The 22,891-nt window shown below is 62.0% G+C and carries 26 protein-coding genes; 11 read left to right on the top strand and 15 right to left on the bottom strand.

Annotated elements, in window-relative coordinates:
* Position 1: 1 nt before the first annotated feature.
* From QYE47_RS16360 to QYE47_RS16335, 6 genes are all read right to left on the bottom strand, one after another.
* Positions 2-241 (bottom strand): BolA family protein, encoded by a 240-nt coding sequence (locus QYE47_RS16360; RefSeq protein WP_003255121.1) that lies wholly within the window; start codon positions 239-241, stop codon positions 2-4.
* A gap of 117 nt (positions 242-358) precedes the next feature.
* Entirely contained in the window at positions 359-661 is a 303-nt protein-coding gene (locus tag QYE47_RS16355; protein ID WP_003255122.1) for a lipid asymmetry maintenance protein MlaB, read from the bottom strand.
* Positions 658-1,305, bottom strand: a complete 648-nt coding sequence (locus QYE47_RS16350; protein ID WP_003255123.1) for a phospholipid-binding protein MlaC — start codon at positions 1,303-1,305, stop codon at positions 658-660. Before QYE47_RS16350 ends, QYE47_RS16355 begins: the two co-directional genes overlap by 4 nt.
* Before the next feature lie 9 nt (positions 1,306-1,314).
* Positions 1,315-1,800, bottom strand: a complete 486-nt coding sequence (gene mlaD / locus QYE47_RS16345) for an outer membrane lipid asymmetry maintenance protein MlaD (protein WP_010952152.1) — start codon at positions 1,798-1,800, stop codon at positions 1,315-1,317.
* Positions 1,800-2,597, bottom strand: coding sequence for a lipid asymmetry maintenance ABC transporter permease subunit MlaE (mlaE, locus tag QYE47_RS16340; RefSeq protein WP_014589830.1), 798 nt, complete (start codon positions 2,595-2,597; stop codon positions 1,800-1,802). The genes mlaD and mlaE overlap by 1 nt, the downstream gene beginning before the upstream one ends.
* Complete coding sequence (locus tag QYE47_RS16335) at positions 2,597-3,406, bottom strand: ATP-binding cassette domain-containing protein (protein WP_010952150.1); 810 nt, start codon at positions 3,404-3,406, stop codon at positions 2,597-2,599. Before QYE47_RS16335 ends, mlaE begins: the two co-directional genes overlap by 1 nt.
* Positions 3,407-3,654: 248 nt before the next feature.
* Here QYE47_RS16335 and QYE47_RS16330 point away from each other — a divergent pair, with 248 nt between their 5' ends.
* The 10 genes from QYE47_RS16330 to QYE47_RS16285 all read left to right on the top strand — a co-directional run bounded on the left by QYE47_RS16330 (position 3,655) and on the right by QYE47_RS16285 (position 10,666).
* Positions 3,655-4,629, top strand: a complete 975-nt coding sequence (locus QYE47_RS16330) for an SIS domain-containing protein (protein ID WP_014589829.1) — start codon at positions 3,655-3,657, stop codon at positions 4,627-4,629.
* Between the two features lie 12 nt (positions 4,630-4,641).
* The gene (locus tag QYE47_RS16325; RefSeq protein ID WP_014589828.1) at positions 4,642-5,166 is read left to right on the top strand and encodes an HAD family hydrolase; all 525 of its coding nucleotides are present in this window, start codon (positions 4,642-4,644) and stop codon (positions 5,164-5,166) included.
* An 8-nt stretch (positions 5,167-5,174) separates the two neighbouring features.
* On the top strand, positions 5,175-5,747 hold the full coding sequence (gene lptC, locus QYE47_RS16320; protein WP_019438078.1) for an LPS export ABC transporter periplasmic protein LptC: 573 nt from the start codon (positions 5,175-5,177) through the stop codon (positions 5,745-5,747).
* Positions 5,734-6,258 (top strand): lipopolysaccharide transport periplasmic protein LptA, encoded by a 525-nt coding sequence (gene lptA, locus QYE47_RS16315; RefSeq protein WP_003255131.1) that lies wholly within the window; start codon positions 5,734-5,736, stop codon positions 6,256-6,258. The genes lptC and lptA overlap by 14 nt, the downstream gene beginning before the upstream one ends.
* Positions 6,259-6,984 carry an LPS export ABC transporter ATP-binding protein gene (gene lptB, locus QYE47_RS16310; protein WP_003255132.1) on the top strand — a complete coding sequence of 242 codons (726 nt, stop codon included), beginning with the start codon at positions 6,259-6,261 and terminating at the stop codon, positions 6,982-6,984. It begins immediately after the preceding gene.
* 175 nt (positions 6,985-7,159) lie between these two features.
* Positions 7,160-8,653, top strand: a complete 1,494-nt coding sequence (locus QYE47_RS16305) for an RNA polymerase factor sigma-54 (protein WP_026031904.1) — start codon at positions 7,160-7,162, stop codon at positions 8,651-8,653.
* A gap of 79 nt (positions 8,654-8,732) precedes the next feature.
* Positions 8,733-9,041, top strand: a complete 309-nt coding sequence (gene raiA, locus QYE47_RS16300) for a ribosome-associated translation inhibitor RaiA (protein WP_003255135.1) — start codon at positions 8,733-8,735, stop codon at positions 9,039-9,041.
* A gap of 12 nt (positions 9,042-9,053) precedes the next feature.
* The gene (ptsN, locus tag QYE47_RS16295; protein WP_003255137.1) at positions 9,054-9,518 is read left to right on the top strand and encodes a PTS IIA-like nitrogen regulatory protein PtsN; all 465 of its coding nucleotides are present in this window, start codon (positions 9,054-9,056) and stop codon (positions 9,516-9,518) included.
* Between the two features lie 2 nt (positions 9,519-9,520).
* Positions 9,521-10,375 carry an RNase adapter RapZ gene (gene rapZ, locus QYE47_RS16290; protein ID WP_010952145.1) on the top strand — a complete coding sequence of 285 codons (855 nt, stop codon included), beginning with the start codon at positions 9,521-9,523 and terminating at the stop codon, positions 10,373-10,375.
* Between the two features lie 18 nt (positions 10,376-10,393).
* Positions 10,394-10,666, top strand: coding sequence for an HPr family phosphocarrier protein (locus QYE47_RS16285; RefSeq protein WP_010952144.1), 273 nt, complete (start codon positions 10,394-10,396; stop codon positions 10,664-10,666).
* A gap of 27 nt (positions 10,667-10,693) precedes the next feature.
* Here QYE47_RS16285 and QYE47_RS16280 read toward each other — a convergent pair whose 3' ends face one another.
* From QYE47_RS16280 to pmbA, 6 genes are all read right to left on the bottom strand, one after another.
* Complete coding sequence (locus QYE47_RS16280; RefSeq protein WP_003255142.1) at positions 10,694-11,587, bottom strand: ZIP family metal transporter; 894 nt, start codon at positions 11,585-11,587, stop codon at positions 10,694-10,696.
* 11 nt (positions 11,588-11,598) lie between these two features.
* Positions 11,599-12,210, bottom strand: a complete 612-nt coding sequence (locus tag QYE47_RS16275) for a superoxide dismutase (RefSeq protein WP_014589823.1) — start codon at positions 12,208-12,210, stop codon at positions 11,599-11,601.
* A 1-nt stretch (position 12,211) separates the two neighbouring features.
* The gene (locus QYE47_RS16270) at positions 12,212-12,673 is read right to left on the bottom strand and encodes a hypothetical protein (RefSeq protein ID WP_070383499.1); all 462 of its coding nucleotides are present in this window, start codon (positions 12,671-12,673) and stop codon (positions 12,212-12,214) included.
* A 27-nt stretch (positions 12,674-12,700) separates the two neighbouring features.
* Entirely contained in the window at positions 12,701-14,077 is a 1,377-nt protein-coding gene (locus QYE47_RS16265; protein WP_004574481.1) for a lyase family protein, read from the bottom strand.
* On the bottom strand, positions 14,070-14,471 hold the full coding sequence (locus QYE47_RS16260; RefSeq protein WP_012051310.1) for a hypothetical protein: 402 nt from the start codon (positions 14,469-14,471) through the stop codon (positions 14,070-14,072). The genes QYE47_RS16265 and QYE47_RS16260 overlap by 8 nt, the downstream gene beginning before the upstream one ends.
* Before the next feature lie 243 nt (positions 14,472-14,714).
* Positions 14,715-16,061, bottom strand: a complete 1,347-nt coding sequence (gene pmbA / locus QYE47_RS16255) for a metalloprotease PmbA (protein ID WP_070383498.1) — start codon at positions 16,059-16,061, stop codon at positions 14,715-14,717.
* A 109-nt stretch (positions 16,062-16,170) separates the two neighbouring features.
* On the opposite strand from pmbA, the gene yjgA reads away from it, so the two are divergent.
* Positions 16,171-16,692 (top strand): ribosome biogenesis factor YjgA, encoded by a 522-nt coding sequence (gene yjgA / locus QYE47_RS16250; RefSeq protein ID WP_003255152.1) that lies wholly within the window; start codon positions 16,171-16,173, stop codon positions 16,690-16,692.
* Positions 16,693-16,749: 57 nt separating this feature from the next.
* Here the strand turns inward: yjgA and tldD are convergent, their stop codons facing one another.
* From tldD to QYE47_RS16235, 3 genes are read right to left on the bottom strand one after another with little or no spacing between them, the layout of a single operon-like run.
* A complete protein-coding gene (gene tldD / locus QYE47_RS16245; RefSeq protein ID WP_003255154.1) occupies positions 16,750-18,189 on the bottom strand; it encodes a metalloprotease TldD in 1,440 nt (479 codons plus the stop codon).
* Positions 18,190-18,191: 2 nt separating this feature from the next.
* The gene (locus QYE47_RS16240) at positions 18,192-19,043 is read right to left on the bottom strand and encodes a carbon-nitrogen hydrolase family protein (RefSeq protein ID WP_014589818.1); all 852 of its coding nucleotides are present in this window, start codon (positions 19,041-19,043) and stop codon (positions 18,192-18,194) included.
* Positions 19,044-19,051: 8 nt separating this feature from the next.
* Positions 19,052-22,873, bottom strand: a complete 3,822-nt coding sequence (locus tag QYE47_RS16235; protein ID WP_070383497.1) for a YhdP family protein — start codon at positions 22,871-22,873, stop codon at positions 19,052-19,054.
* Positions 22,874-22,891: the final 18 nt, after the last annotated feature.

The raw sequence follows: 22,891 nt of genomic DNA, 5'->3' as shown, positions 1-22,891 counted from the left end.
CTCAGGTGCGCTCAGCCCAGGCTGCGCTGCTGAAAAATTTCATGGTTACCGCATGGATGCTGCCATTGGCGATCCACGGATTCAGGTGAGCATAGATCGCCTGCTGGCGTTTGACCGGACTCAGGCCAGCCAACTCGTCGCTGATCACGTTCAACTGGAAGTTGCAGCCTTCGCCTTCAACTTCGACCCGGGAACCCGGCAATTTCTCTTCAAGGAAGCTTTTAACTTCTACGGCCTGCATGCTCAACCTCAATCGGCGCCCGATGCGCACGGGTCGGCCATCATACAAAAAAGCCCCTCGCCTGCGAAGCCCAACGAAGGCTTCGCTGACCGAGGGGCCATCATCCGTGCCGGGCCACTAGCTTGCCAGCACTTCATCGAGATCATAGACCTCGGCAATTTCCCGCATGTCGTCAGGCATGCCACGCACTTCGCACGCCTTGCCAGTGGCCTGAGCATCACGCATGTACGCAAGCAGTAACGACAAGCCGACACTCGACGACTTCTCGACAGCCGAGCAATCAAGCACCAGTCGCGGCTCGCGCGAGCCATCGATCAGCACCTTGCCTTGCTTGCGCAAGGCCGGGCCGCTGCGGTAATCCAGCACGCCAGCCAGACGCAGCACGCCCGGCTCTGCCATGCTTACAGCGGCCTCGCTCATTTGACGGTCTTCTCTGGCGAGTTGTCGGCAGCCTGCTTGGCCTTGGCCACTTCGCCGGCCCAGCCGTCGATGGTCTTGTCCAGGTCATTGCCATTGCGCTGCATGGCATCGGCGAACTGGTCACGGAACAGCTTGCCGATGTTGATGCCGTTGACGATCACGTTACGCACCTTCCACTCGCCACCAATGTTCTCCAGGGTGTACTGCACGGGGTACACGGCACCGTTGTTGCCGGTAACCTTCATGCCGACACTGGCGCGCTTGCCGTCGTCGGCTTTAGCCGGGTCGACAGTGATGCCCTGGTTGTTGTACTCGAGCAAGGCATTGCCATAGAACTGCATCAGGCTGCGCTTGAAGTTTTCCTGGAAGCGCTGCATCTGCTCCGGGGTCGCCTTGCGCGAGTACTTCACGGTCATGATGCTGCGCGAGATACCGTCAGCATCCACCACCGGGCCGAGAATGCGGTTGAGCGAGTCATAGAAGGCGTTGGGGTTGGACTTGTACTGTTCCTTGTTGGCCTTGAGGTCGCCGAGCAGTTCATTGGTGGTGCTTTGAACCACTTCGTGCGGTGTCTGCACAGCCAGGGCCAGCAGGGGGAAGGCCGCCAGCAGCACCAGCAAGCCACGTCGCAGGATCGAAATCATGGGTACTCCTTAATTAGCCGGTTGCGCTTCTTTCGGTTCCTTGCCAACAGAGTTGAGCAGGAACTTGCCAATCAGATCCTCCAGCACCAGTGCCGACTGTGTGTCATGGATGGTTGCACCATCCTTGAGCACTTCGTCTTCACCGCCAACGCTGATGCCGATGTACTTCTCACCAAGCAAACCGGCGGTCAGGATAGAGGCAGTGGAATCGGTCGGCAGGTTATCGACCGACTTGTCCAGCTGCAACGTCACCCGACCGGTGTAGGAATCACGGTCCAGATCGATGGCGGTGACCTTGCCGATGGTCACACCGGCCATGGTCACTTTAGCTCTGACCGTCAAACCGGCGATATTGTCGAAGTAAGCATAAACTTTATAGGTATCGCTGCTCGGGCTGGCCGACAGCCCGCTGACACGCAGGGCCAGCAGCAGCAGCGCCAGGATCCCGGCCAGGAGGAACAGGCCGACACCGATTTCCAGGGTGCGGTTTTGCATCAGAAATCTCCAAACATCAAGGCGGTCAGAATAAAGTCCAGACCCAGCACTGCCAACGAGGCATAGACCACGGTCTTGGTGGTTGCACGACTGATCCCTTCTGAGGTGGGCTCACAGTCGTACCCCTGGAATACGGCGATCCAGGTCGAGACGAAAGCAAACACCAGGCTCTTGACCAGCCCGTTGAGCACGTCGTCAGTGAAAGAAACACTGTTCTGCATGTTGGCCCAGAACGAGCCCTCGTAGACACCCAGCCAATCCACCGCCACCCACGAGCCACCCCAGATACCGACCACGCTGAAGATCAGCGCCAACAGCGGCAGCGAGATGAAACCGGCCCACAGGCGTGGCGCAACGATGTACTTGAGCGGGTCGACACCGATCATTTCCAGGCTCGACAACTGCTCGGTGGACTTCATGTTGCCGATTTCGGCGGTCAGCGCGGAACCGGCACGCCCGGCAAACAGCAACGCCGTTACCACCGGGCCAAGTTCACGCAGCAGGGTAAGGGCGACCATCTGCCCTACCGCCTGCTCCGAGCCGTACTTGGCCAGGATGCTGTAGCCCTGCAGCGCCAGCACCATGCCGATGAACACGCCGGACACGACGACGATCGCCAGCGATAGCACACCCACCGAGTACAACTGCTTGGTCAGCAGCTGGAAGCCGCCGCCAATACCACCGCGACCGACCAGCGCATGGAACAGGAACAGGCACGAACGCCCGAGCACGGCCAGCACGTCGATTGCCGAGCGGCCCAGCAGGCGGACACGTTCGAGTAAGGATTTTCTGCGCATCAACGCGCCCCCAGCAGGTCGGCGCGGTAGTCAGGCGCGGGAAAGTGGAAGGGAACCGGGCCATCCGGGTCGCCTTTCATGAATTGGCGGATTCGTGGATTGTCCGAACCCATCAGCTCATCAGGCGTCCCCTGGCCCAGCACTTGGCCGTCACCTACCACGTAAATGTAGTCGGCGATGCTGGCGGTTTCTGCCAGGTCATGGGAAACCACGATGCTGGTGATGCCCAGGGCATCGTTGAGCAGGCGAATCAGGCGCACCAGTACCCCCATGGCGATCGGGTCCTGGCCGACGAACGGTTCGTCGTACATGAGGATCTGCGGGTCCAGGGCAATCGCCCGGGCCAGCGCCACACGGCGCTTCATGCCACCGGACAGCTCGTCGGGCATCAGGTCGATGGCACCGCGCAGGCCCACGGCCTGCAGCTTCATCAGCACGATGTCACGGATCATTTCGTCCGACAGCTGAGTATGCACGCGCAACGGGAACGCGACGTTCTCGAACACATCGAGGTCGGTGAACAACGCGCCGCTCTGGAACAGCACGCCCATCTGCTTGCGGGCGTCGAACAGGTCGCTGCGCGACAGCGTCGGCAGGTTCTGCCCGGCAACCCATACCTCACCGCTCGAGGGGCGCAACTGTGCGCCCATCAGGCGGAGCAACGTGGTCTTGCCGCACCCCGATGGCCCCATGATGCCGGTGACCTTGCCGCGCGGGATGCTGATGTCCACGTTGCTGAAAATGCTGCGCGAACCACGTTTGAAGGTTACTCCCTTCAACTCGACCGCGTAGGCGCTATCCACACTCATCTAGACTCCTTGCTAATGCAGCCTCGTCCTAATGGACGCCGGCCTCCATCTGGAAGGCACACGCACCCCTGACAGGCCGAATAGCGGCGAACTATAGCACCGCTGACAGCCCCGCCCCAAGGCCGGACAAGCAGTCGTTCAGCCCCGGGACAGGCTTTGGTGGTATTCACTACAGCAATCGAGGAGGTGAGGGTTTTCATCATTGCGCGTATAATCGACGCCCTTTCATCAGGCATTGCTTTTTCGACATGAGCCAATCCAGCGAGCTGATCCAATCTGCCCAACGCACTCTGCGCCTGGAACTCGAGGCCGTAGAGGCCCTTTTGGCGCGCATCGACGACAATTTCGTCAAAGCCTGCAAAGTGATTCTGACCAGCAAGGGTCGGGTCGTCGTGGTCGGCATGGGCAAGTCCGGGCACATCGGCAACAAGATCGCCGCGACCCTGGCCAGCACCGGCACACCGGCGTTTTTCGTGCATCCGGCCGAAGCCAGCCATGGCGACATGGGCATGATCACCCGTGATGATGTCATCCTTGCGCTATCGAACTCTGGCAGCACCGCCGAAATCGTCACCCTGCTGCCGTTCATCAAGCGCCTTGGCATCAAGCTGATCAGCCTGACCGGCAACCCGGACTCGCCGCTGGCCCAGGCCGCCGAGGTCAACCTTGACGCACGTGTCGAACAAGAGGCCTGTCCGCTGAACCTGGCACCCACCTCCTCCACCACGGCAGCGCTGGTACTGGGCGACGCCTTGGCCATCGCCTTGCTCGAAGCCCGCGGCTTCACCGCCGAGGACTTCGCCTTCTCGCACCCGGGAGGCGCGCTGGGCCGCCGCCTGCTGCTGAAGGTCGAGAACGTGATGCACGCCGGCGACGATCTGCCTCAAGTTCCACGCGGCACCCTGCTCAAGGACGCGCTGCTGGAAATGTCCCACAAAGGTTTGGGCATGACCGTGATCGTCGAAGCCGATGGCAAACTGGCCGGGATCTTCACCGACGGTGACCTGCGCCGCAGCCTGGACCGCAATATCGATGTGCACACCACCCCGATCGACCAGGTCATGACCGTTCATGGCAAGACTGCGCGTGCCGACATGCTCGCCGCCGAAGCCCTGAAGATAATGGAAGACCACAAGATCAACGCCCTGGTGGTGGTGGACCGTGAAGACCGCCCGACCGGCGCCCTGAACATGCATGACCTGCTGCGCGCCGGCGTAATGTAAAGGAGCGATGGAATGAACCAGGACCTCATGCAACGCGGCAAAGGCATCAAGCTGGCAGTGTTCGACGTGGACGGCGTGCTCACCGACGGCCGCCTGTACTTCCTCGAGGATGGCAGCGAATTCAAGACGTTCAATACCCTCGACGGCCAGGGCATCAAGATGCTCATGGCCTCGGGCGTGACCACCGCGATCATCAGCGGGCGCAAGACCCCAGTGGTCGAACGCCGGGCCAGAAACCTCGGTATCCCGCACCTCTACCAAGGCCGGGAGGACAAATTGGTGGTGCTTGACGGCCTGCTCGCCGAACTGGGCCTAAGCTATGATCAAGTGGCTTACCTGGGCGACGACCTGCCCGACCTGCCGGTGATTCGCCGGGTGGCTCTGGGCATGGCCGTAGCCAACGCCGCACCGTTCGTACGCCAACACGCCCACGGCGTGACCCAGGCACGTGGCGGCGAAGGTGCGGCCCGTGAATTCTGCGAAATGATCATGCAGGCCCAGGGCACCCTGGACGCTGCCAACGCCAACTATCTGTAAGGCTGCCCATGCTCAGCAAGAAAGCCCGAAACATTGCGCTGCTCGGGGCGATAGCCGCCCTGTTGGTAGCCATTGGCTACTGGAATGTCAGCCCGGAAAGCTTCCTCGACAAGCCCGTGGCCCAGGTCGACGAAAGCGCCATCGATTACTACGCGATCAACGCCCATAGCGTGCAGTTCCTGCCCGACGGCAAGCTGCAATACGAAATGACCGCCGACAGGATCGAACACCTCAAGACCAGCGAAATTACCCAGGTGACCACACCGGACCTGCACCTGTACCGCGGCACCGAGTACCCGTGGCATGTGCAGAGCACGCGCGCCGAGGTCAATCCTGACGGTACCGAGGTCGAACTGATCGACAAGGTGCGGATTGCCCGCACCGATGAAAAGCAGCGTGAAACCATCATCACCAGCTCACGCATGACCGTGTTCCCGCAGAAGCAATATGCGCAGACCGAGCAAGCCGTTAGAATCGACGGCGCCGGAGGCACAACTACGGGCAAAGGCATGAAAGCGTATTTGAAAGAAGGCAAGATGGACTTGCTCTCTAACGTAAGAGGACAGTATGAGGCTCGTTAAAACCCTCCCCCTTTTGCTCAGCCTGAGCGCAGCACTGGGAAGCGCGAGCGCCCTCGCCCTGCCGAACGACCGTGACCAGCCTATCCGCATCCAGGCCGACAACGCTCACCTGGATGACAAGCAAGGCGTGGCCACTTACACCGGCGACGTGATCATCACTCAGGGTTCGATGATGATCAAAGGCAACACCGTGACCATTACCCGCTCCGCCTCTGGCGATATCGACGTAGTGACCTCGGTGGGCAACCTGGCCTACTTCGAGCAGCAGCAGAGCGCAGCCAAGCCGGACAAGATGAAAGGCTGGGGCGTAACCATCCAGTACCAGTCGCAGAAGGACCTGGTCATTCTCACCGACCGCGCCAAGGTCGAGAGCGAAGGCAATACCACCGAAGGCGAAAAGATCGTTTACAACACCCAGACCCAGGTGGCGACCGCCGGTCGCGGTGGCAATGTGACAACACCCCGCCAGCGCATCGACATGGTGATCCAGCCCAAGAAGAAGGCCGAGTAAATGGCAACCCTCAAAGCCCAGCATCTGGCAAAGAGCTACAAGGGGCGGCAGGTAGTACGTGATGTCAGCCTGTCTATCGACAGCGGCCAGATCGTCGGCCTGCTCGGCCCCAACGGCGCCGGCAAGACCACCTGCTTCTACATGATTGTCGGGCTGGTCCAGGCCGAACAGGGCCGCGTACTGATCGACAACCTCGATGTCAGCCACCAGCCCATGCACGGCCGCGCCCGCGCCGGAATCGGCTACCTGCCGCAGGAAGCCTCGATCTTCCGCAAGCTGTCGGTCGCCGACAACATCATGGCCATCCTCGAGACCCGCAAAGACCTCGACCGGGACGGCCGCCGCAAAGAGCTGGAAAGCCTGCTGCAGGAGTTCCACATCAGCCACATCCGGGACAACCTCGGCATGAGCCTGTCCGGTGGTGAACGCCGCCGCGTCGAAATTGCGCGCGCCCTGGCAACCGCACCCAAGTTCATCCTGCTGGACGAACCGTTCGCCGGTGTCGACCCGATTTCGGTCGGCGACATCAAGCAGATCATCCACCACCTCAAGGCCAAAGGTATCGGCGTACTGATTACCGACCACAACGTGCGTGAAACCCTGGATATCTGCGAAACCGCTTATATCGTCAACGATGGCCGACTGATCGCCGAAGGCGACGCTGAAACCATCCTGGCAAACGACTTGGTCAAAGAAGTTTACCTGGGTCACGAGTTCCGCCTCTGACCCGGCACGCGCCTGAAGTACTGGCAAACAGCCCTGAAACTGCGGGTAAAGTTGTTACGGTACTCTAGGCAAACGCTACAATTTAAGGCATAAAACTTGCTTGATCTGGCGCTCCGGCGCCCTCGTGTAGTGGATGGCGCATGCGCGCCGGCGAACAAGGTATTAAGCCCCTGCCATGAAACCATCGCTCGTCCTAAAAATGGGCCAGCAACTGACGATGACACCTCAGTTGCAACAGGCCATCCGCCTGCTCCAGCTCTCTACCCTGGATCTCCAACAGGAAATCCAGGAAGCGCTGGAGTCGAACCCGATGCTCGAACGTCAGGAAGACGGCGAAGACTTCGACAACAGCGACCCGATGGCCGACAACGCCGAGAACAAGCCGGCCGCCGAAGTTCAGGACAACAGTTTCCAGGAAAGCACCGTCAGCGCCGACAACCTGGAAGACGGTGAGTGGAGCGAGCGCATCCCCAACGAGCTCCCGGTCGATACCGCCTGGGAAGACATCTACCAGACCAGCGCCAGCAGCCTGCCGAGCAACGATGATGACGAATGGGACTTCACCACGCGCACATCGGCCGGCGAAAGCCTGCAAACCCACCTGCTGTGGCAGTTGAACCTGGCGCCGATGTCCGACACCGACCGCTTGATTGCCGTGACCCTGATCGACAGCATCAACGGCCAGGGCTACCTGGAAGACACACTCGAAGAAATCTGCGCCGGTTTCGACCCCGAGCTGGATATCGAGCTGGACGAGGTCGAAGCGGTACTGCACCGCATCCAGCAGTTCGAGCCGGCTGGCGTCGGCGCCCGCAACCTGGGCGAATGCCTGTTGCTGCAACTGCGCCAGCTGCCCGCTACAACCCCGTGGATGACCGAAGCCAAGCGCCTGGTCACCGATTTCATCGACCTGCTCGGCAGCCGTGACTACAGCCAGCTGATGCGTCGGATGAAAATCAAGGAAGACGAGCTGCGCCAGGTCATCGAACTGGTACAAAGCCTTAACCCCCGCCCTGGTTCGCAGATCGAGTCCAGCGAGCCCGAGTACGTGGTGCCCGACGTCATCGTGCGCAAGGACAGCGACCGTTGGCTGGTTGAACTGAACCAGGAAGCCATCCCACGCCTGCGCGTCAACCCACAATATGCCGGCTTCGTGCGCCGTGCCGACACCAGCGCCGACAACACCTTCATGCGCAACCAGCTGCAGGAAGCGCGCTGGTTCATCAAGAGCCTGCAGAGCCGTAACGAAACCCTGATGAAGGTTGCCACGCAGATCGTCGAGCACCAACGCGGCTTCCTCGACCACGGCGACGAAGCGATGAAGCCGTTGGTACTGCATGACATTGCCGAAGCCGTAGGCATGCACGAATCGACCATTTCGCGGGTTACCACGCAGAAATACATGCACACCCCGCGTGGCATCTACGAACTGAAATACTTTTTCTCCAGCCATGTCAGCACCTCCGAGGGCGGAGAATGCTCGTCCACGGCGATCCGCGCGATCATCAAGAAACTGGTTGCGGCGGAAAATCAGAAAAAGCCATTGAGTGACAGCAAGATCGCTGGTTTACTGGAGGCACAAGGCATCCAGGTAGCCCGTCGCACCGTCGCCAAGTACCGCGAGTCTCTCGGCATCGCACCGTCGAGCGAACGCAAGCGACTGATGTAGCCCCTGAGATGTGCCACAGCGTTTTCGTGGCAGGTGCAAGACCTGCCTCTTTATGCACGGGCAACAAAGGAGAAGCTGTATGCAAGTCAATATCAGTGGACAGCATGTAGAAGTCACCCAGCCACTGCGCGATTACGTGCTTGAAAAGCTCGCCCGCGTGGAGAGTCACTTCGACAAGATCACCAACGTGCAGGTAATCATGAAGGTCGAGAAGCTTCAGCAGAAGGTCGAGGCGACCCTGCAGATTCCCGGCGGCGAAGTGGTAGCCAACGCCGAACACGAAGACATGTATGCAGCGATCGACGCCTTGGCCGACAAGCTCGACCGCCAACTGAAAAAACACAAGGAAAAACAGCAAAGCCTGCTGCAAGGTGCAGCTGCCCGCTGATCCCCCTCATCCATGATCCGACTTGAAACCATCCTGACCCCCGGCCGTTCCCTCGTGAACGTGCCGGGCGGCAGCAAGAAGCGCGCCCTGGAAAAGGTCGCCACTGTCATCGCCGACCAAGTGCCAGAACTGGAGATGCAGGACGTCTTCGAAAAACTGGTAGCCCGGGAAAAGCTCGGTTCTACCGGTTTCGGCAATGGCATCGCCATCCCGCACTGCCGGCTTGAAGGATGCTCCGCGCCAGTCAGCGCCCTGCTGCACCTGGAAGCGCCTATCGATTACGACGCCATCGATGGCGCGCCAGTGGACCTGCTGTTTGTGCTGCTGGTGCCCGAAGCGGCCACCGATGCTCACCTTGAACTTCTGCGTCAGATCGCCAGCATGCTCGATCGCAAGGAGGTCCGTGATCGACTGCGTGCGGCCACCAGCAACGAGGCCCTGTTCCAGGTTGTCCTGGACGTACAGAACGAGCACTGAACATGCGCCTGATCATCGTCAGCGGCCGGTCCGGCTCCGGCAAGAGCACGGCCCTCGATGTCCTGGAAGACAGCGGTTTCTACTGCATCGACAATCTGCCAGCCGGGCTACTGCCGCAGTTGGCGGAAAATGCACTGATCAACACCGAATTGCTGCAGCCCAAGGTGGCGGTTTCGATCGACGCGCGCAACCTGCCCAGCCACCTGATGCGTTTCCCCGAGCTGCTTGAAGAAGCCCGCGCACGGCACATCCAGTGCGACGTGTTGTACCTGGATGCCGATGAAGAGGTCCTTCTCAAGCGTTTCTCGGAAACCCGCAGGCGGCACCCCCTGACCAACGCCAACCGCTCGCTCGCGGAAGCGATACGCGTGGAAAGCGATTTGTTGGGCCCCATTGCCGACCTGGCCGACCTGAAGATCGACACCACCAACCTGAACCTGTACCAGTTGCGTGACTCGATCAAGCTGCGCCTGCTCAACCAACCCGAGCCTGGTACAGCGTTTCTGGTCGAGTCGTTCGGGTTCAAGCGGGGCATGCCGGTCGACGCCGACCTGGTTTTTGACGTGCGCTGCCTGCCCAACCCGTACTGGAAACCGGAACTGCGTGAGCACTCGGGCCTCGATCAACCCGTGATCGACTACCTGGCCGCACAACCGGATGTCGAAGACATGTACAACGACATCTCCAGCTATCTGCTCAAATGGTTGCCCCGCTTCGCTGCCAGCAACCGCGCCTACGTAACCATTGCCATCGGCTGCACTGGCGGACATCACCGTTCGGTGTACATCACCGAGCGCCTTGGTCGACAGCTGCAGCAAACCCTGAAAAACGTCCAGGTCCGCCATCGCGACCTATAGCCCAAGGATCCGCCCCAGATGCCCGCCCGCGAAATCACCATCATCAACAAGCTGGGTCTGCATGCCCGGGCGGCAGCCAAGTTCGTCGGTGTGGCCGGCCGCTTCCCCTGCCAGGTACGGGTGGGTCGCGCCCCGGACAAGCTGGTGGATGGCAAGAGCATCATGGCGGTGATGATGCTGGCCGCAGGCAAAGGCACCCAGGTGCACCTGCATACCGAGGGCGAGCAGGACAGCGACGCCATGGACGCACTGGTCGAGCTGATCAACAATTTCTTTGACGAAGGCGAATAGGCCTCGCAAACCTGCGCTTGCACAAGTTCAGGACATCGCGGTATCCATCACCATCATCAAACAGAATCCTGTACACAGCCCAAGGCTGGCCAGTCGATGATGGCCGTTGCTGCGCGATTCGGGGATGATTTCCTGGGTGACCACCAGCAACATCGCCCCCGCTGCACAGGCCAGCCCCAGCGGCAGCAGCAGTTCGGCCACATTCACCAGCCAGGCACAGATCAACGCCGCCACCGGCTCGACCAAGCCCGAGGCTGCGCCGATCAGGAAGGCCTTGAAGCGCGGCATGCCCGCCCCTGCCAGCACCAGCGCGATCACCAGCCCCTCAGGCACATCCTGCAAGGCAATGCCCATGGCCAGGCTGTCGGCGTCGGCCATGCCACCCCCGGCCGACACACCAATGGCCATACCTTCGGGGATGTTGTGGGCAATGATGGCAATCACGAACAGCCAGATACGCGCTGCAATCACCGGCTGGTTTGCCGTGCCCACCAACGCCTCCGGCGAAGCCCAGGATACCTTGAGGTCGACCAGGAACAGGCACAACGCCCCGAACATCAGGCCAAAACTGACCAGGCCACCGGCCCCCCAAGGGCTGAAGCCAATAGACTGAGCCGCCGCCAGGCCCGGCATGATCAGGGAAAACGCGGTGGCCGCCAGCATCACGCCAGCACCGAAGCCCAACAGCGTATCCGCCAGCGCCACGGGCATATTGCGAATGACCAGTACCGGTACTGCGCCCAGTGCTGTACCCAGCGCGCATAAAGCACCGCCCTCCAGGGCGCGCAGCATGCGCGGGTCGAGGTCTAGCCAGGCGAGGCCCCGCGCCACCAGTAACGCGGCGCCAGCCAGCAAAAGCAAAGTCCCAAGCGCCAGGCGGAACAGGCGCACACTGCTGACAGACATCACCTCAGAGCGCATACCGGTCCGACTCACTTCAGGGCTTCAAGGTAACGACGTTCAACTTCCACCCAGTCAATGACGTTGTAGAAGGCACCGATGTATTCCGGACGACGGTTCTGGTACTTGAGGTAGTAAGCGTGCTCCCACACGTCCAGGCCCAGGATCGGCGCATTGCCGTGCATCAGTGGGCTGTCCTGGTTGCCGCTACTTTCCACCATCAAGGTTTTTTGCGGCGTCACGCTGAGCCAGGCCCAACCGCTGCCGAAGCGGGTCAACGCGGCTTTGGTGAAAGCCTCCTTGAAAGCCTCGAAGCCGCCAAGTTGTGCAGTGACGGCTTGCGCCAGCTGGCCCACAGGCTCGCCACCGCCCTGAGGTGACATGACAGTCCAGAACAGGCTGTGGTTGGCGTGACCACCGCCGTGGTTGGTCACGGCGCCACGCAGGTTTTCCGGCAGTTGCTTGACGGCAGCGACCAGTTTTTCCACTGGCCATTCGGCCCACTCGGTACCTTCGAGGGCGGCGTTGAGGCCGTTCACGTAGGTCTGGTGATGCTTGGTGTGGTGGATTTCCATTGTCTGGGCATCAATGTGTGGTTCCAGCGCATCGTAGGCGTATGGCAATGCAGGCAAGGTATGGGGCATGTCAGTGAATTCCGTAGGCATGGGTTCTGGGTGCCACATCCGGCTGGGCAGCGAGCTCGCTGGCCCCGGCGCTGTGGCGGGTGAGCAAGCGCTCGGTACGCGGGTACTGGCCATACTCGGCAATGAAACTCAGCAGCTCGGTGTAAGTGCGCGCACTGTGGCGCAAGGCGGCATCACGCAGTGCCAGAGGCAGGCGCGCTTCCTGGCAGGCCCGCAGCAGTCGCTGGTGAGCAGCGCACAGGTAGTCGGCGCTTTCATGCGGCTGGTCAAGGCGCAGGTGCAGGTCAGCCAGGTTGTGGTGGGCGATGACGAATGCAGCCACCGCTTCGTCCACGTCATGCCAGCGCTCGAACAGCACCTGCGCCAACGCCAAGGCTTGCAGGTAGTGTTCCCGGGCGTCCACCAGCTCGCCTTGTTCGAATAGGCGGTTGGCGGTTTCCGTGGTGCGTTTCCAGTGCTGCATGGTTGTCTCCTGGGCGGTGACGCAGTGTCAGATACCGCCGGCGGTGAGTTTTTCCGGGTCCAGCAGCGCTTCGAGCTGGTCGCGGGACAGGTCGGTGTGCTCCAGCGCCACATCGATGATTGGACGACCCTGCTTGTAGGCGGTCTTGGCGATTTCGGCGGCCTTGAGGTAGCCGATGATCGGATTCAACGCCGTGACCAGAATCGGGTTGCGCGCGAGGGCTTCCTTGAGTTTGTCTTCATTGACCTTGAAGCTGGCGATGGCTTTGTCGGCCAGCAAGCGGCTGACATTGGCCATCAGCTCGATGCTTTCCAGCAGGTTGCGGGCGATCACCGGCAGCATCACGTTCAGCTCGAAGTTACCGGCTTGGCCTGCAACGGCGATGGTCGCGTCGTTGCCAATCACTTGGGCGGCGACCATGGCAGTGGCCTCCGGGATCACCGGGTTGACCTTGCCTGGCATGATCGAAGAGCCCGGCTGCAGAGCTTGCAGCTCGATTTCGCCCAGACCGGCCAGCGGACCGGAGTTCATCCAGCGCAGATCGTTGGCGATTTTCATCAACGCCACCGCGGTGGTCTTGAGCTGGCCAGACAAAGCCACGGCAGTGTCCTGCGAGCCGATCAGTGCGAACAGGTTCTGGCCGGGCGTGAACTCGACCTTGGTCAGGCCACTGAGCTGGCGAGCGAAACCGACAGCGAACTGCGGATGGGCATTGATGCCGGTACCCACGGCGGTTCCGCCCTGGGCCAGCGCCTGCAAGTGCGGCAGCACACCTTCGATGTGCGCCTTGGCAGCATTGATCTGCGCTGCCCAGCCATCCAGCACCTGGCTCATGCGCACGGGCATCGCGTCCATCAGGTGAGTACGACCGGTCTTCACGAACTGATGTACTTGTGCCGACTTGACCTCGATCACCTGTACCAGGTGCGCCAGGGCTGGCAGCAACTGCTCGTGCAGGGCCAGCGCGGCGCTGACGTGGATGGTGGTCGGAATGATGTCATTGCTGCTCTGGCCACAGTTGACATGGTCATTGGCATTGACCGCCTCACCCAGTACATGGGTAGCCAAGGTGGCGATCACCTCGTTGGCGTTCATGTTCGAACTGGTGCCAGAGCCTGTCTGGAACACATCCACCGGGAAGTGCTGGATGAAGTCCTCGGCCAGCAGTTGCTCGACAGCCTTGACGATAGCCTGGCCCTGCCCGGCAGACAGTTGCTCCAGTTCGACGTTGGCCTTGGCCGCAGCGGCCTTGGCCAGCAACAAGGCACGAATGAACTGGGCCGGCATACGCTGGCCGCTGATCGGGAAGTTGTCGACCGCGCGCTGGGTCTGGGCACCGTAGAGGGCCTGGGCCGGCACCTGCAGCTCACCCATGCTGTCACGCTCGATACGGGTATCACTCATCATCAAATCCTTGCATCAGTTCATCGGGAGAAATCGAAGGCAGCAGACGGCAATTGGCCAACTGCAGGGCATAGGGTTGCCAGCGTTGGTTCTGCTCCTGGCGGTCGAGGTTGCGCAGGTCCAGCAGAGGGCGCCACGCCTGATCCAGGCACAGGCAACGCCAATGCCAGGGGAGCATGCGATCGCAGGCGGTATCCAGCAGCAGGCGAAACGCTGTCAGCGCCACCGTCCATGGCGAGGTTTCGGTGCAGCACACCAGATAGCGGCCTTCGGCCAGGTAATGCTCGATCAGGCGCGGCTCGTCGGGATCGAGCGCACAGCGAATGCGCCGGCTGAGCCAGCGCCAGTTTTCCAGGTAGGGCAGTTCGCGGAGGACGGATTTCATGAACATCATCGCCGGGTTACTGGATAATGATATTCATTATTAAGTGATAAACAGAATCACTTCAAGAAGAACGTGATGAAATAAAAACCCGGCGCGAGGGCCGGGTCTTCGGATTTGCAGAGAAAGGTGTAGTGCTGTGCCGGCCTCTTCGCGGGTAAACCCGCTCCTACACGGCCTGTGTCCAACCCCGATGTACGTCCAACACCGTGTAGGAGCGGATTTACCCGCGAAAGGGCCGGCGCAGGCTAAAGATCAGCTACCAGCAACGGTCATCCGCTCGATCAACACCGAGCCCGTATGAATATTGCTACGGGTTTCAAGATCGCTGCCAATCGCGACAATCTGCTGGAACATGTCCTTCATGTTTCCGGCGATGGTGACTTCCTGCACGGCATGCTGGATCTCGCCATTCTCGACCCAGAACCCCGCCGCACCACGGGAATAGTCCCCCGTTACCATGTTCAAGCCATGCCCCATCAGTTCGGTCACCAGCAGCCCGCGCCCCATACGGCGAATCAGCGCGGCCTGATCTTCGACACCGTGGCTGACGAACAGGTTGTGCACGCCACCGGAATTGGCCGTACTCGGCAAACCCAGCTTGCGCCCCGAATAGGTACCCAGCAAGTACGACACCAGCTCGCCTTTGTCGACAAACGGTTTGGCATAGGTGGCCAGGCCATCACCGTCGAAGGCGGCGCTGCCCAACGCGCGCGGAATATGCGGGCGTTCGTCGAGAGTCAGCCAGGAAGGGAACAGGCGCTGGCCAATGGTACCCTCCAGGAACGACGACTTGCGGTACAGGTTGCCGCCGGAAATGGCCGACAGGAAGCTGCCGAACAGGCCACCGGCCAATTCGGCCGAGAACAGCACCGGTACCTCGCAAGTTGGCACCGGCCGGGCGCCAAGGCGGCTGGCGGCACGCTGGGCAGCGCGCAGGCCGATGCTGCTCGGGTCGGCCAGCAGGTTGCCTTGGCGGTTCACGTCGTACCAGTAGTCACGCTGCATCTGCCCGTCGCCTTCGGCAATCATCACGCAGCTCAGGCTGTGCCGGGTCGAGGCGTAACCACCGATGAATCCATGGCTGTTGCCATACACACGGCAGCCCTGGTGGGTATTGAGGGTGGTGCCATCGGCGTTGAGGATGCGCGGGTCGGCGTCGAACGCCGCCGCCTCGCAGGCCAGGGCCATTTCGATGGCCTTCTCGGGCTCGATATCCCAGTCGTGGTACAGGTCCAGATCCGGGATTTCACGCGCCATCAGCGCTGCGTCGGCCAAGCCCGAGCATTCATCCTCGGAGGTATGCCTGGCAATTGCCAACGCTGCGGCGACGGTCTCGCGAATCGCCTCCGGACCACTGGCCGAGGTGCTGGCCGAACCTTTGCGCTGGCCAATATAAAGGGTGATACCAAAGCCTTGGTCGCGGTTGAACTCGACCGTTTCGACCTCACGCTGGCGTACGGTGGTGGACAGCCCTTGCTCCAGCGACACCGCCACTTCGCAGGCACTGGCCCCCTGACGACGCGCCTCGGCGATGATCGCCTCGACCTGTTCCTGCAATGCTGGCAGGTCTTTCGGACCTACGCTCTGGACTGCACTCATGGTTCTCTCCACTCAAATTCTGCGTTCGGCTTGGGGTCATTCTACGACCGGGCCGGACAAGCGGCCCCCGACTGGTTATCATGGCGGCGATTTCTAGCGGACTGCCACCATGGTTGATTCAAACGACGACGCCTTCGACGGCGAAAAAAGCAAAACCCAGATCAAGCGCGAACTGCATGCGCTGGTCGAACTCGGCGAGCGGCTTACCACGCTCAAGGCCGATACCTTGGCGCGCCTGCCTTTGACCGACGAGCTGCGCAAGGCACTGGCTGAGGCCAGCAAGCACACCGCTCATGGCGCCCGTAAACGCCACATGTCGTTCGTCGGCAAGCTCATGCGCGTGCAAGACCTCGATGCCATCCACGCCTTGCTCGAACAGATGGACAGCTCGACTCGCCAGTACAACGAACGTTTCCACAGCCTGGAGCGCTGGCGTGACCGGTTGATCGACGGTAACGACGAAGACCTCGAGCGCTTCGTCAACGAGTATCCCGACACCGACCGCCAGCAGCTGCGCTCGCTGGTGCGCCATGCCCAGCACGAGAAGGCGCGGAACAAGCCGCCCGCCGCCGCGCGCAAGGTGTTCAAGTACATCCGCGACCTCGACGAGTTGCAGCGCGGGTTGCGCTGACGGACTGGGGCCCTGTAGGAGCGGGCGTGCCCGCTCCTACAATGGCTCCCGAAGCCATCAAGCCCCGGTACCGCCCACGGTGATCGCATCCAGTTTCAAGGTAGGCTGCCCCACCCCGACCGGTACCGACTGCCCGTCCTTTCCGCACGTTCCTACCCCGCTGTCCAGTGCCAGGTCGTTACCGACCATCGAAACCCGGCTCATCGCCTCGGGACCATTGCCGATCAGGGTTGCACCCTTCACTGGCGCGGTAATCTTGCCGTCTTCGATCAGGTAGGCCTCGCTGGTGGAGAACACGAACTTGCCGCTGGTGATATCCACCTGCCCACCACCGAGGTTGGCGCAGTAGATACCCTTCTTCACCGACGCGATAATCTCCTGTGGGTCGCTTTCGCCGGCTCGCATGTAGGTGTTGGTCATGCGTGGCATCGGCAGGTGCGCGTAGGATTCACGGCGGCCGTTGCCGGTCACGGCCATGCCCATCAGGCGCGCGTTCAGCTTGTCCTGCATGTAACCCTTGAGCACGCCATTCTCGATCAGCGTGGTGCACTCGGTCGGGGTACCTTCGTCGTCCACGCTCAACGAGCCGCGGCGGCCTTCAAGGGTGCCATCGTCAACGATGGTGCACAGGCTCGACGCCACTTTCTCGCCAATGCGGCCACTGAACGCCGAACTGCCCTTGCGGTTGAAGTCGCCTTCCAGGCCATGGCCGACCGCTTCGTGCAACAGCACGCCCGACCAGCCCGAGCCCAGCACTACCGGCAAGGTACCGGCCGGTGCCGGGATCGCTTCCAGATTCACCAGGGCCTGGCGCAGGGCCTCGCGGGCATAGCCCATCACCCGCTCTTCGGTGAAGTAGCGGTAATCGGTACGCCCGCCACCGCCCTGCCCGCCACGCTCGCGACGGCCATTCTGCTCGACGATGACGCTGACATTGAAGCGCACCAGCGGGCGTACGTCGGCGGCCAGGCTGCCATCGGCCGCGGCAATCAGTATGCGTTCCCAGACCCCGGCCATGCTCACGCTGACTTGCTGAATGCGCGGGTCCAGGGCACGGGTGGCGGCATCGACACGCTTAAGCAGCTCGACCTTTTCGGCGCGGCTGAGCACGTCCAGCGGGTTGTCCGCGGTATACAGGGCGGCCACTTCCTGGCTGCGGAAGGCTTGCACCGTGCCGTTTTGCCCGGCACGGGAAATCGAACGGGCGGCACGGGCTGCCGAGGTCAGCGCTTCAAGGTTGATCGCGTTGCTGTAGGCGAAGCCGGTTTTTTCGCCGGACTGGGCACGCACGCCCACGCCCTGGTCGAGGTTGAAGCTGCCCTCTTTGACGATGCCGTCTTCCAGGGCCCAGGTTTCCGAGATCTGGCCCTGGAAATACAGGTCGGCGGCATCGATGCCGGGGCCAGCCAACTCACCCAGCACGCTCTGCAGGCTGTCCAGGGTCAAGCCGCCTGGGGCCAGGAGCTGCTCACTGACGGTGGATAACATCTGGCTCATAGTCACTCCGAGGTATGCGCAGGCCGCAACGCGCCCTGCGAAAAAAAGCGCCGGTGCGATACCACCGGCATGCGCGTCCGAATGGACGCTTGTTCTTCAATGTCGCGCTCGGCAAGCAGTACCGCTTCACCTTGCGCCTGTTCTGCGAGAATGCGCCCCCAAGGGTCGACGATCGCCGCATGGCCATGGGTTTCCCGTGGTCCAGGGTGGGCGCCGCCCTGTGCCGCAGCCAGCAGATAACACTGGGTTTCGATGGCCCTGGCACGCACCAGCACCTCCCAATGTGCTGCGCCGGTCACTGCAGTAAAAGCTGCCGGTGCGGTGATCAGCTCCGCGCCGGCCGCGCGCAGCGCGCTGTACAGTTCGGGAAAGCGCAGGTCATAACACACACTCAGCCCCAGCCGACCGACCGGCGTATCAGCCACCACCACCTGAGCACCCTGTGCGTAGTCATCCGACTCGCGGTAACGGCCCCGGTTGTCGGCCACGTCCACATCAAACAAGTGCAGCTTGTCATACCTTGCCGCCACCTCGCCGTGTTCATCGACCAGCAGCGAGCACGCATGGGCCTTGGCATCGGGCTGGCCGAACGGTGGCAATGGCAAAGTACCGGCAACAATCCATAACTTGAGGTCGCGGGCGGTGCGTTTCAACCACGGCAGAATGGGACCTTCCCCCAAGGCTTCGGCACGACCGATGGCAGCAGCATCCTTGCGCCCCATGGCGGCAAAGTTTTCCGGCAGCACCGCCAGCCGTGCGCCGCCCAGCGCGGCCTGCTCCAACAGGGCGCCGGCACGCTGCAGGTTGGTCTGCACGTCGTCCTGGCTGACCATCTGGATTACCGCTGCCTTCATGGGTACTCCTAGCGGGATTTCTCGAAAGGTTTCACAAATGTGATTCTAGGCTCTTTCCACGGCCCTTCGACACGGTAGTGCACGCTGGCAAAGCGTGACACGCGGTCACCGATCAGCCGATCGACCAGGAACAGCGCACCGCCCACCGCCGGCGCGCCGACGATCAACGCCGCCAGCGGCAGGTTGTTGGTCACCGGCAGGCTCACCTGCAAGTCAGCATCGACCCGGTCCCTGACCATGTCCAGCGTGCCGTCGAGTTCGAAGTTGCTCGACGGGCCGGTCACGGTAATCGGTTCGCGGGTTACGTACACGCCACTGCTGGCCACCAGCAAGCCCTTGACCCGGTCATAGGCCAGGCCCTTGTCAAACAGGTCGGAAAAGTCCAGACGCAGGCGCCGGCCAATCGAGTTGAAGTTGAGCAGGCCGAACACCCGCAGTGCCTGTGCGCTGCCTTCGACCTCGACGAACTGGCCGGTGCGCAGCGCCGCATCCATGCTGCCCGAGAAGCGCTTCAGGCCCACTGCGGCCGGCGAACCCGGCCAGCGGCCATCCACGTCCAGGCGGAAGTCGCGGCTGGTCACCGTCGGGGCAAAGCCCCAGGCGCTGAGCACATCCGCCAGGTTCTTGCCGTCAAGGCGCCCTTTGTACCAACTGCTGGTTTTGCCCGTTTCCCCCTCCCAGCCACCACCGCCATCGATGCGCAACCCCTTGAGGTCGAGGTCGATATCACTGGCTGTAACGCCACGTGGGGTCGGCCGCAGCTTGATCGCGGCACTACCGTAAAGATCGTCACCGCGATAGAGCTTGTCGATGCTCAGGTCCAGTGCCGGTACTTTGCGCGGATCGAACGAGGCCAGCGGGTCGGGACCGTCTTCAGCCTGCTGTTCAGCAGCGCTGGCGGCAGGCAGCCGCAAGGTCTGCATGCGCACGACCATCGGCGCGCCCTTGGCATCCGGAACGCGTGCGTTACCGATGACTTCCTTGCTGTCGAGGCGCAAATCCCAAGCCGGGCCGCCCCGGTCCAAGCGCACCACGGCCTGGTTCAGGTCCATGCCGAAGGCTTTCAACTGGCCGATGCTCAGGTCGACGCTTTGCAGGTTCTGCCGCGCGCTGCCACCGGGGTCGTCCCCAGCCAGCCGGCCCGCCTGCTCTTGCCAGGGGGCTAGGTCCAGAGTCTCCAGGCGCCCGCGTACCCTCAGCCCCTGGCTGGCAGGTACCCGGGCGTCGCCTGTGCCCAGCACTAGCTCGCCACGGCCCTGGGTCAAGTTTTCAGCCGGTGCAGCATAGGCAAAGCGGGCAAGGTCGGCGTAGGCAGCATCGAATTGCCGCTCCGGGCCCTGAAGGCTCATGTTGAAACGGCTGTCACGGGTATCTGCTGCCGCTTTGCCGAACGGAGCCGGCAGGTCGATGGCCAGCCCCTTGAGGCTGGAAGTGACACTCAGGCGGTTGTCCCGGCTCCCCAGACTGAGCTGCAACTGATAGGGCAGGTCACCGGAGGCCGGCAAGGCCTGCTTGAACTGCAGCCAGTCAGTCAGCGCCTTGAGCGATACCTGGCCATTGGCATTGATGCGGGTCTGCATCTGCCCAGCCTGACCTTCAGCAGTTATTTGCGCCGTTACCGGCTTGCCGAAGGCCTGCAGGCTGATGCCCTTGCCACTCAGGCCCTTGTCGAAGTCGAAGCTGAAGTCGCCCTTGAGGCGGTTCAACTCCAGGCTTGGCGGGGCAACTTTCAGGCGCGCATCGTGGGTGGCGAAGTCCACCTGCACCTTTGGGCGCTGCCCATGGGCCAGCGGGATATCGAGCTTGACCTTGCCCTTCAGCGGCCCCTCACCTTCCCAGCCGGCGAAAATTTCACCGGTGCCGATTGGCGCTTCCTTGAGAATCTTCAGGCCATCACCCAGGCTACCGTCGAAGTCGCCATCCAGGTAGAGATGGCTGTGCTGGTCACCGTCGACATGCGGGATATCGACATTCACATCGCTGACCTTGGTGTCGAGCAGCACGCCTCGCTGGGCCTTGATGCGCACGCCACTGTCCTCGATGAACACATCGCCATCGACATGCTGCACCTGTGGCCAACCGGGCTGGAAGTCCAGCGCGGCGTCATGCACCTTGAAGAACAGGCTGATGCTGCGCGCTTGCGGAGATGCGCCATGGTTCAGCGAGCCCTGATACTGGAAGTAGCCTTCATCCACAGCGCCTTTGACTATAGCGCTGCGCAGCCACTCGTCGAGTGCCGGGCTGAGCACCTCGGGCAGATACTTGGCAGTAAAGCGGCCATCGCCTTCGGTCAGGCCGACGCGCAGGTCCATGTAGTCTTCGCGGCCTTCCTCGAACAACAGGCGAATCAGGAAGTCACCGGCGATCTTGCCCTCCTCGCCCAGCACCTTGAGGTAAGGCGCAATCAGGGTGAAACCGTCTTTGTCCAAGGTCCAGGTCAAGCGCGCATTCGCCTTCTGGTAATGCCAGGGCTTGGCGAAGATCGGGTACAGATGCAGCATGAACGCATCGGTATCCAGGCGCAGCTCGCCGTGGCCCAGGTCACCACTGATGCTGCCACTGACGTTACCGGCCGCCGGGGCGTTGTGATAAGCATCGAAGCCTACCTTCTCCAGGTTGGCTGCGAACTGCAGGCGCTGGTCACCCTCGGCCTTGGGCCTGGCCTCGAGGCGCACATTGCGCAGCGCACCGGTCACCTTCAAGCCATCGACCACATCCTTGACCTTGTCCGGCAGGGGGGCCAGGGCATCGATCAGCGGAGTCAGCGGGGTGAGGTCGAGGCGGTCGGCCTGTAACTGCCAGCTTTCATCGGCTGCGCTCTGGCCAGGGCGCTGCTGCAACTGCAGGTGAGACTCCCAGCGGGCCTTGCCGAGGTCCATGGCCAACGAGTCGACGACCACATCGAAGCCTTGCTCCCGGCGCTGGAACCAGGCGCCCAAAGCGAGGTTATTCAGGTTGGCAGCCTTGCGCCCGGCATAGGCCCCCTCCAGCCTGGGTGCATTGAGCCTTACGACGGCCCGTTGCAACTGCCCCTTGCCCCAGCCGATCCAGAACTCACCGCCCGCCCGCAGGGTGTCAGCATGCCACTGCCCCAACACCCTGGGCGGCAACCAATGTGCCCAGTCACTTTGCGGCAGGCTCACATAGGCTTCTACCTCGCCATCACGCCAGGCCTCGGCCGACATTCGGCTGTTCAGGCTCAACGCCAGGGGCTGGCCGTCAGGCAGGGTCGCACGCAAATCCAGGGCCTGGCGTTTAGCACCGGCCTGCAGGCCGGCACTCACATATGTCAGGGTCAGCGGGTCGCGCTGCCAAGGGTGCAGGGTGACCAGACTGTCGAACACATCGATGCGCCCCAGCTGGCGCAGGCGCTGCAGCAAGTCGGCAGGGTCCAGCGGCGCGTCGTCCTTCTTCGGCAGGCCTTCCAGGCTCCAGGCGCCCTGCTCGTTCTCGCGAAGGATCAGTTGCAGCCCGCCCAGCTGAATGCGCGCCAGGCGCACTTCGCGGGCGGTGAGGCTGGCCCAGATGTCGGGCACCACCATGACGTCATCCAGCCGGAGCGCCTTGGTGCCTTCGCCCAGTTGCAGGTCGCGCACCCGCAGCACAGGGGCCAGTCCGCTCCAGTGCCCTTCCAGGGCACCGACATGCACGGGCAGGCCAAGCGCCTGCTCGGCCTTGCTTTCTACGTCGGCACGGTACTCGGCTACCAGCGGCACCAGTTCACGACCAAGGCTGACATACAGCGCCACCAATACGGCCAGCAGGGCACATATGCCCAACCCCCAGCGGGTCAGAGCAACAAGAACGCGGTTCAGACGTCCCATGGCCATGGCCCTCCAAGTCGTTTA

Origin of the sequence: Pseudomonas sp. 2,4-D (genome assembly GCF_030418155.1) — a bacterium.
GTDB classification, from domain to species: Bacteria; Pseudomonadota; Gammaproteobacteria; order Pseudomonadales; family Pseudomonadaceae; genus Aquipseudomonas; species Aquipseudomonas alloputida.
The sequence above is the reverse complement of the archived record's forward strand: the minus strand, read 5'-3'. Positions and strand labels throughout refer to the sequence as shown.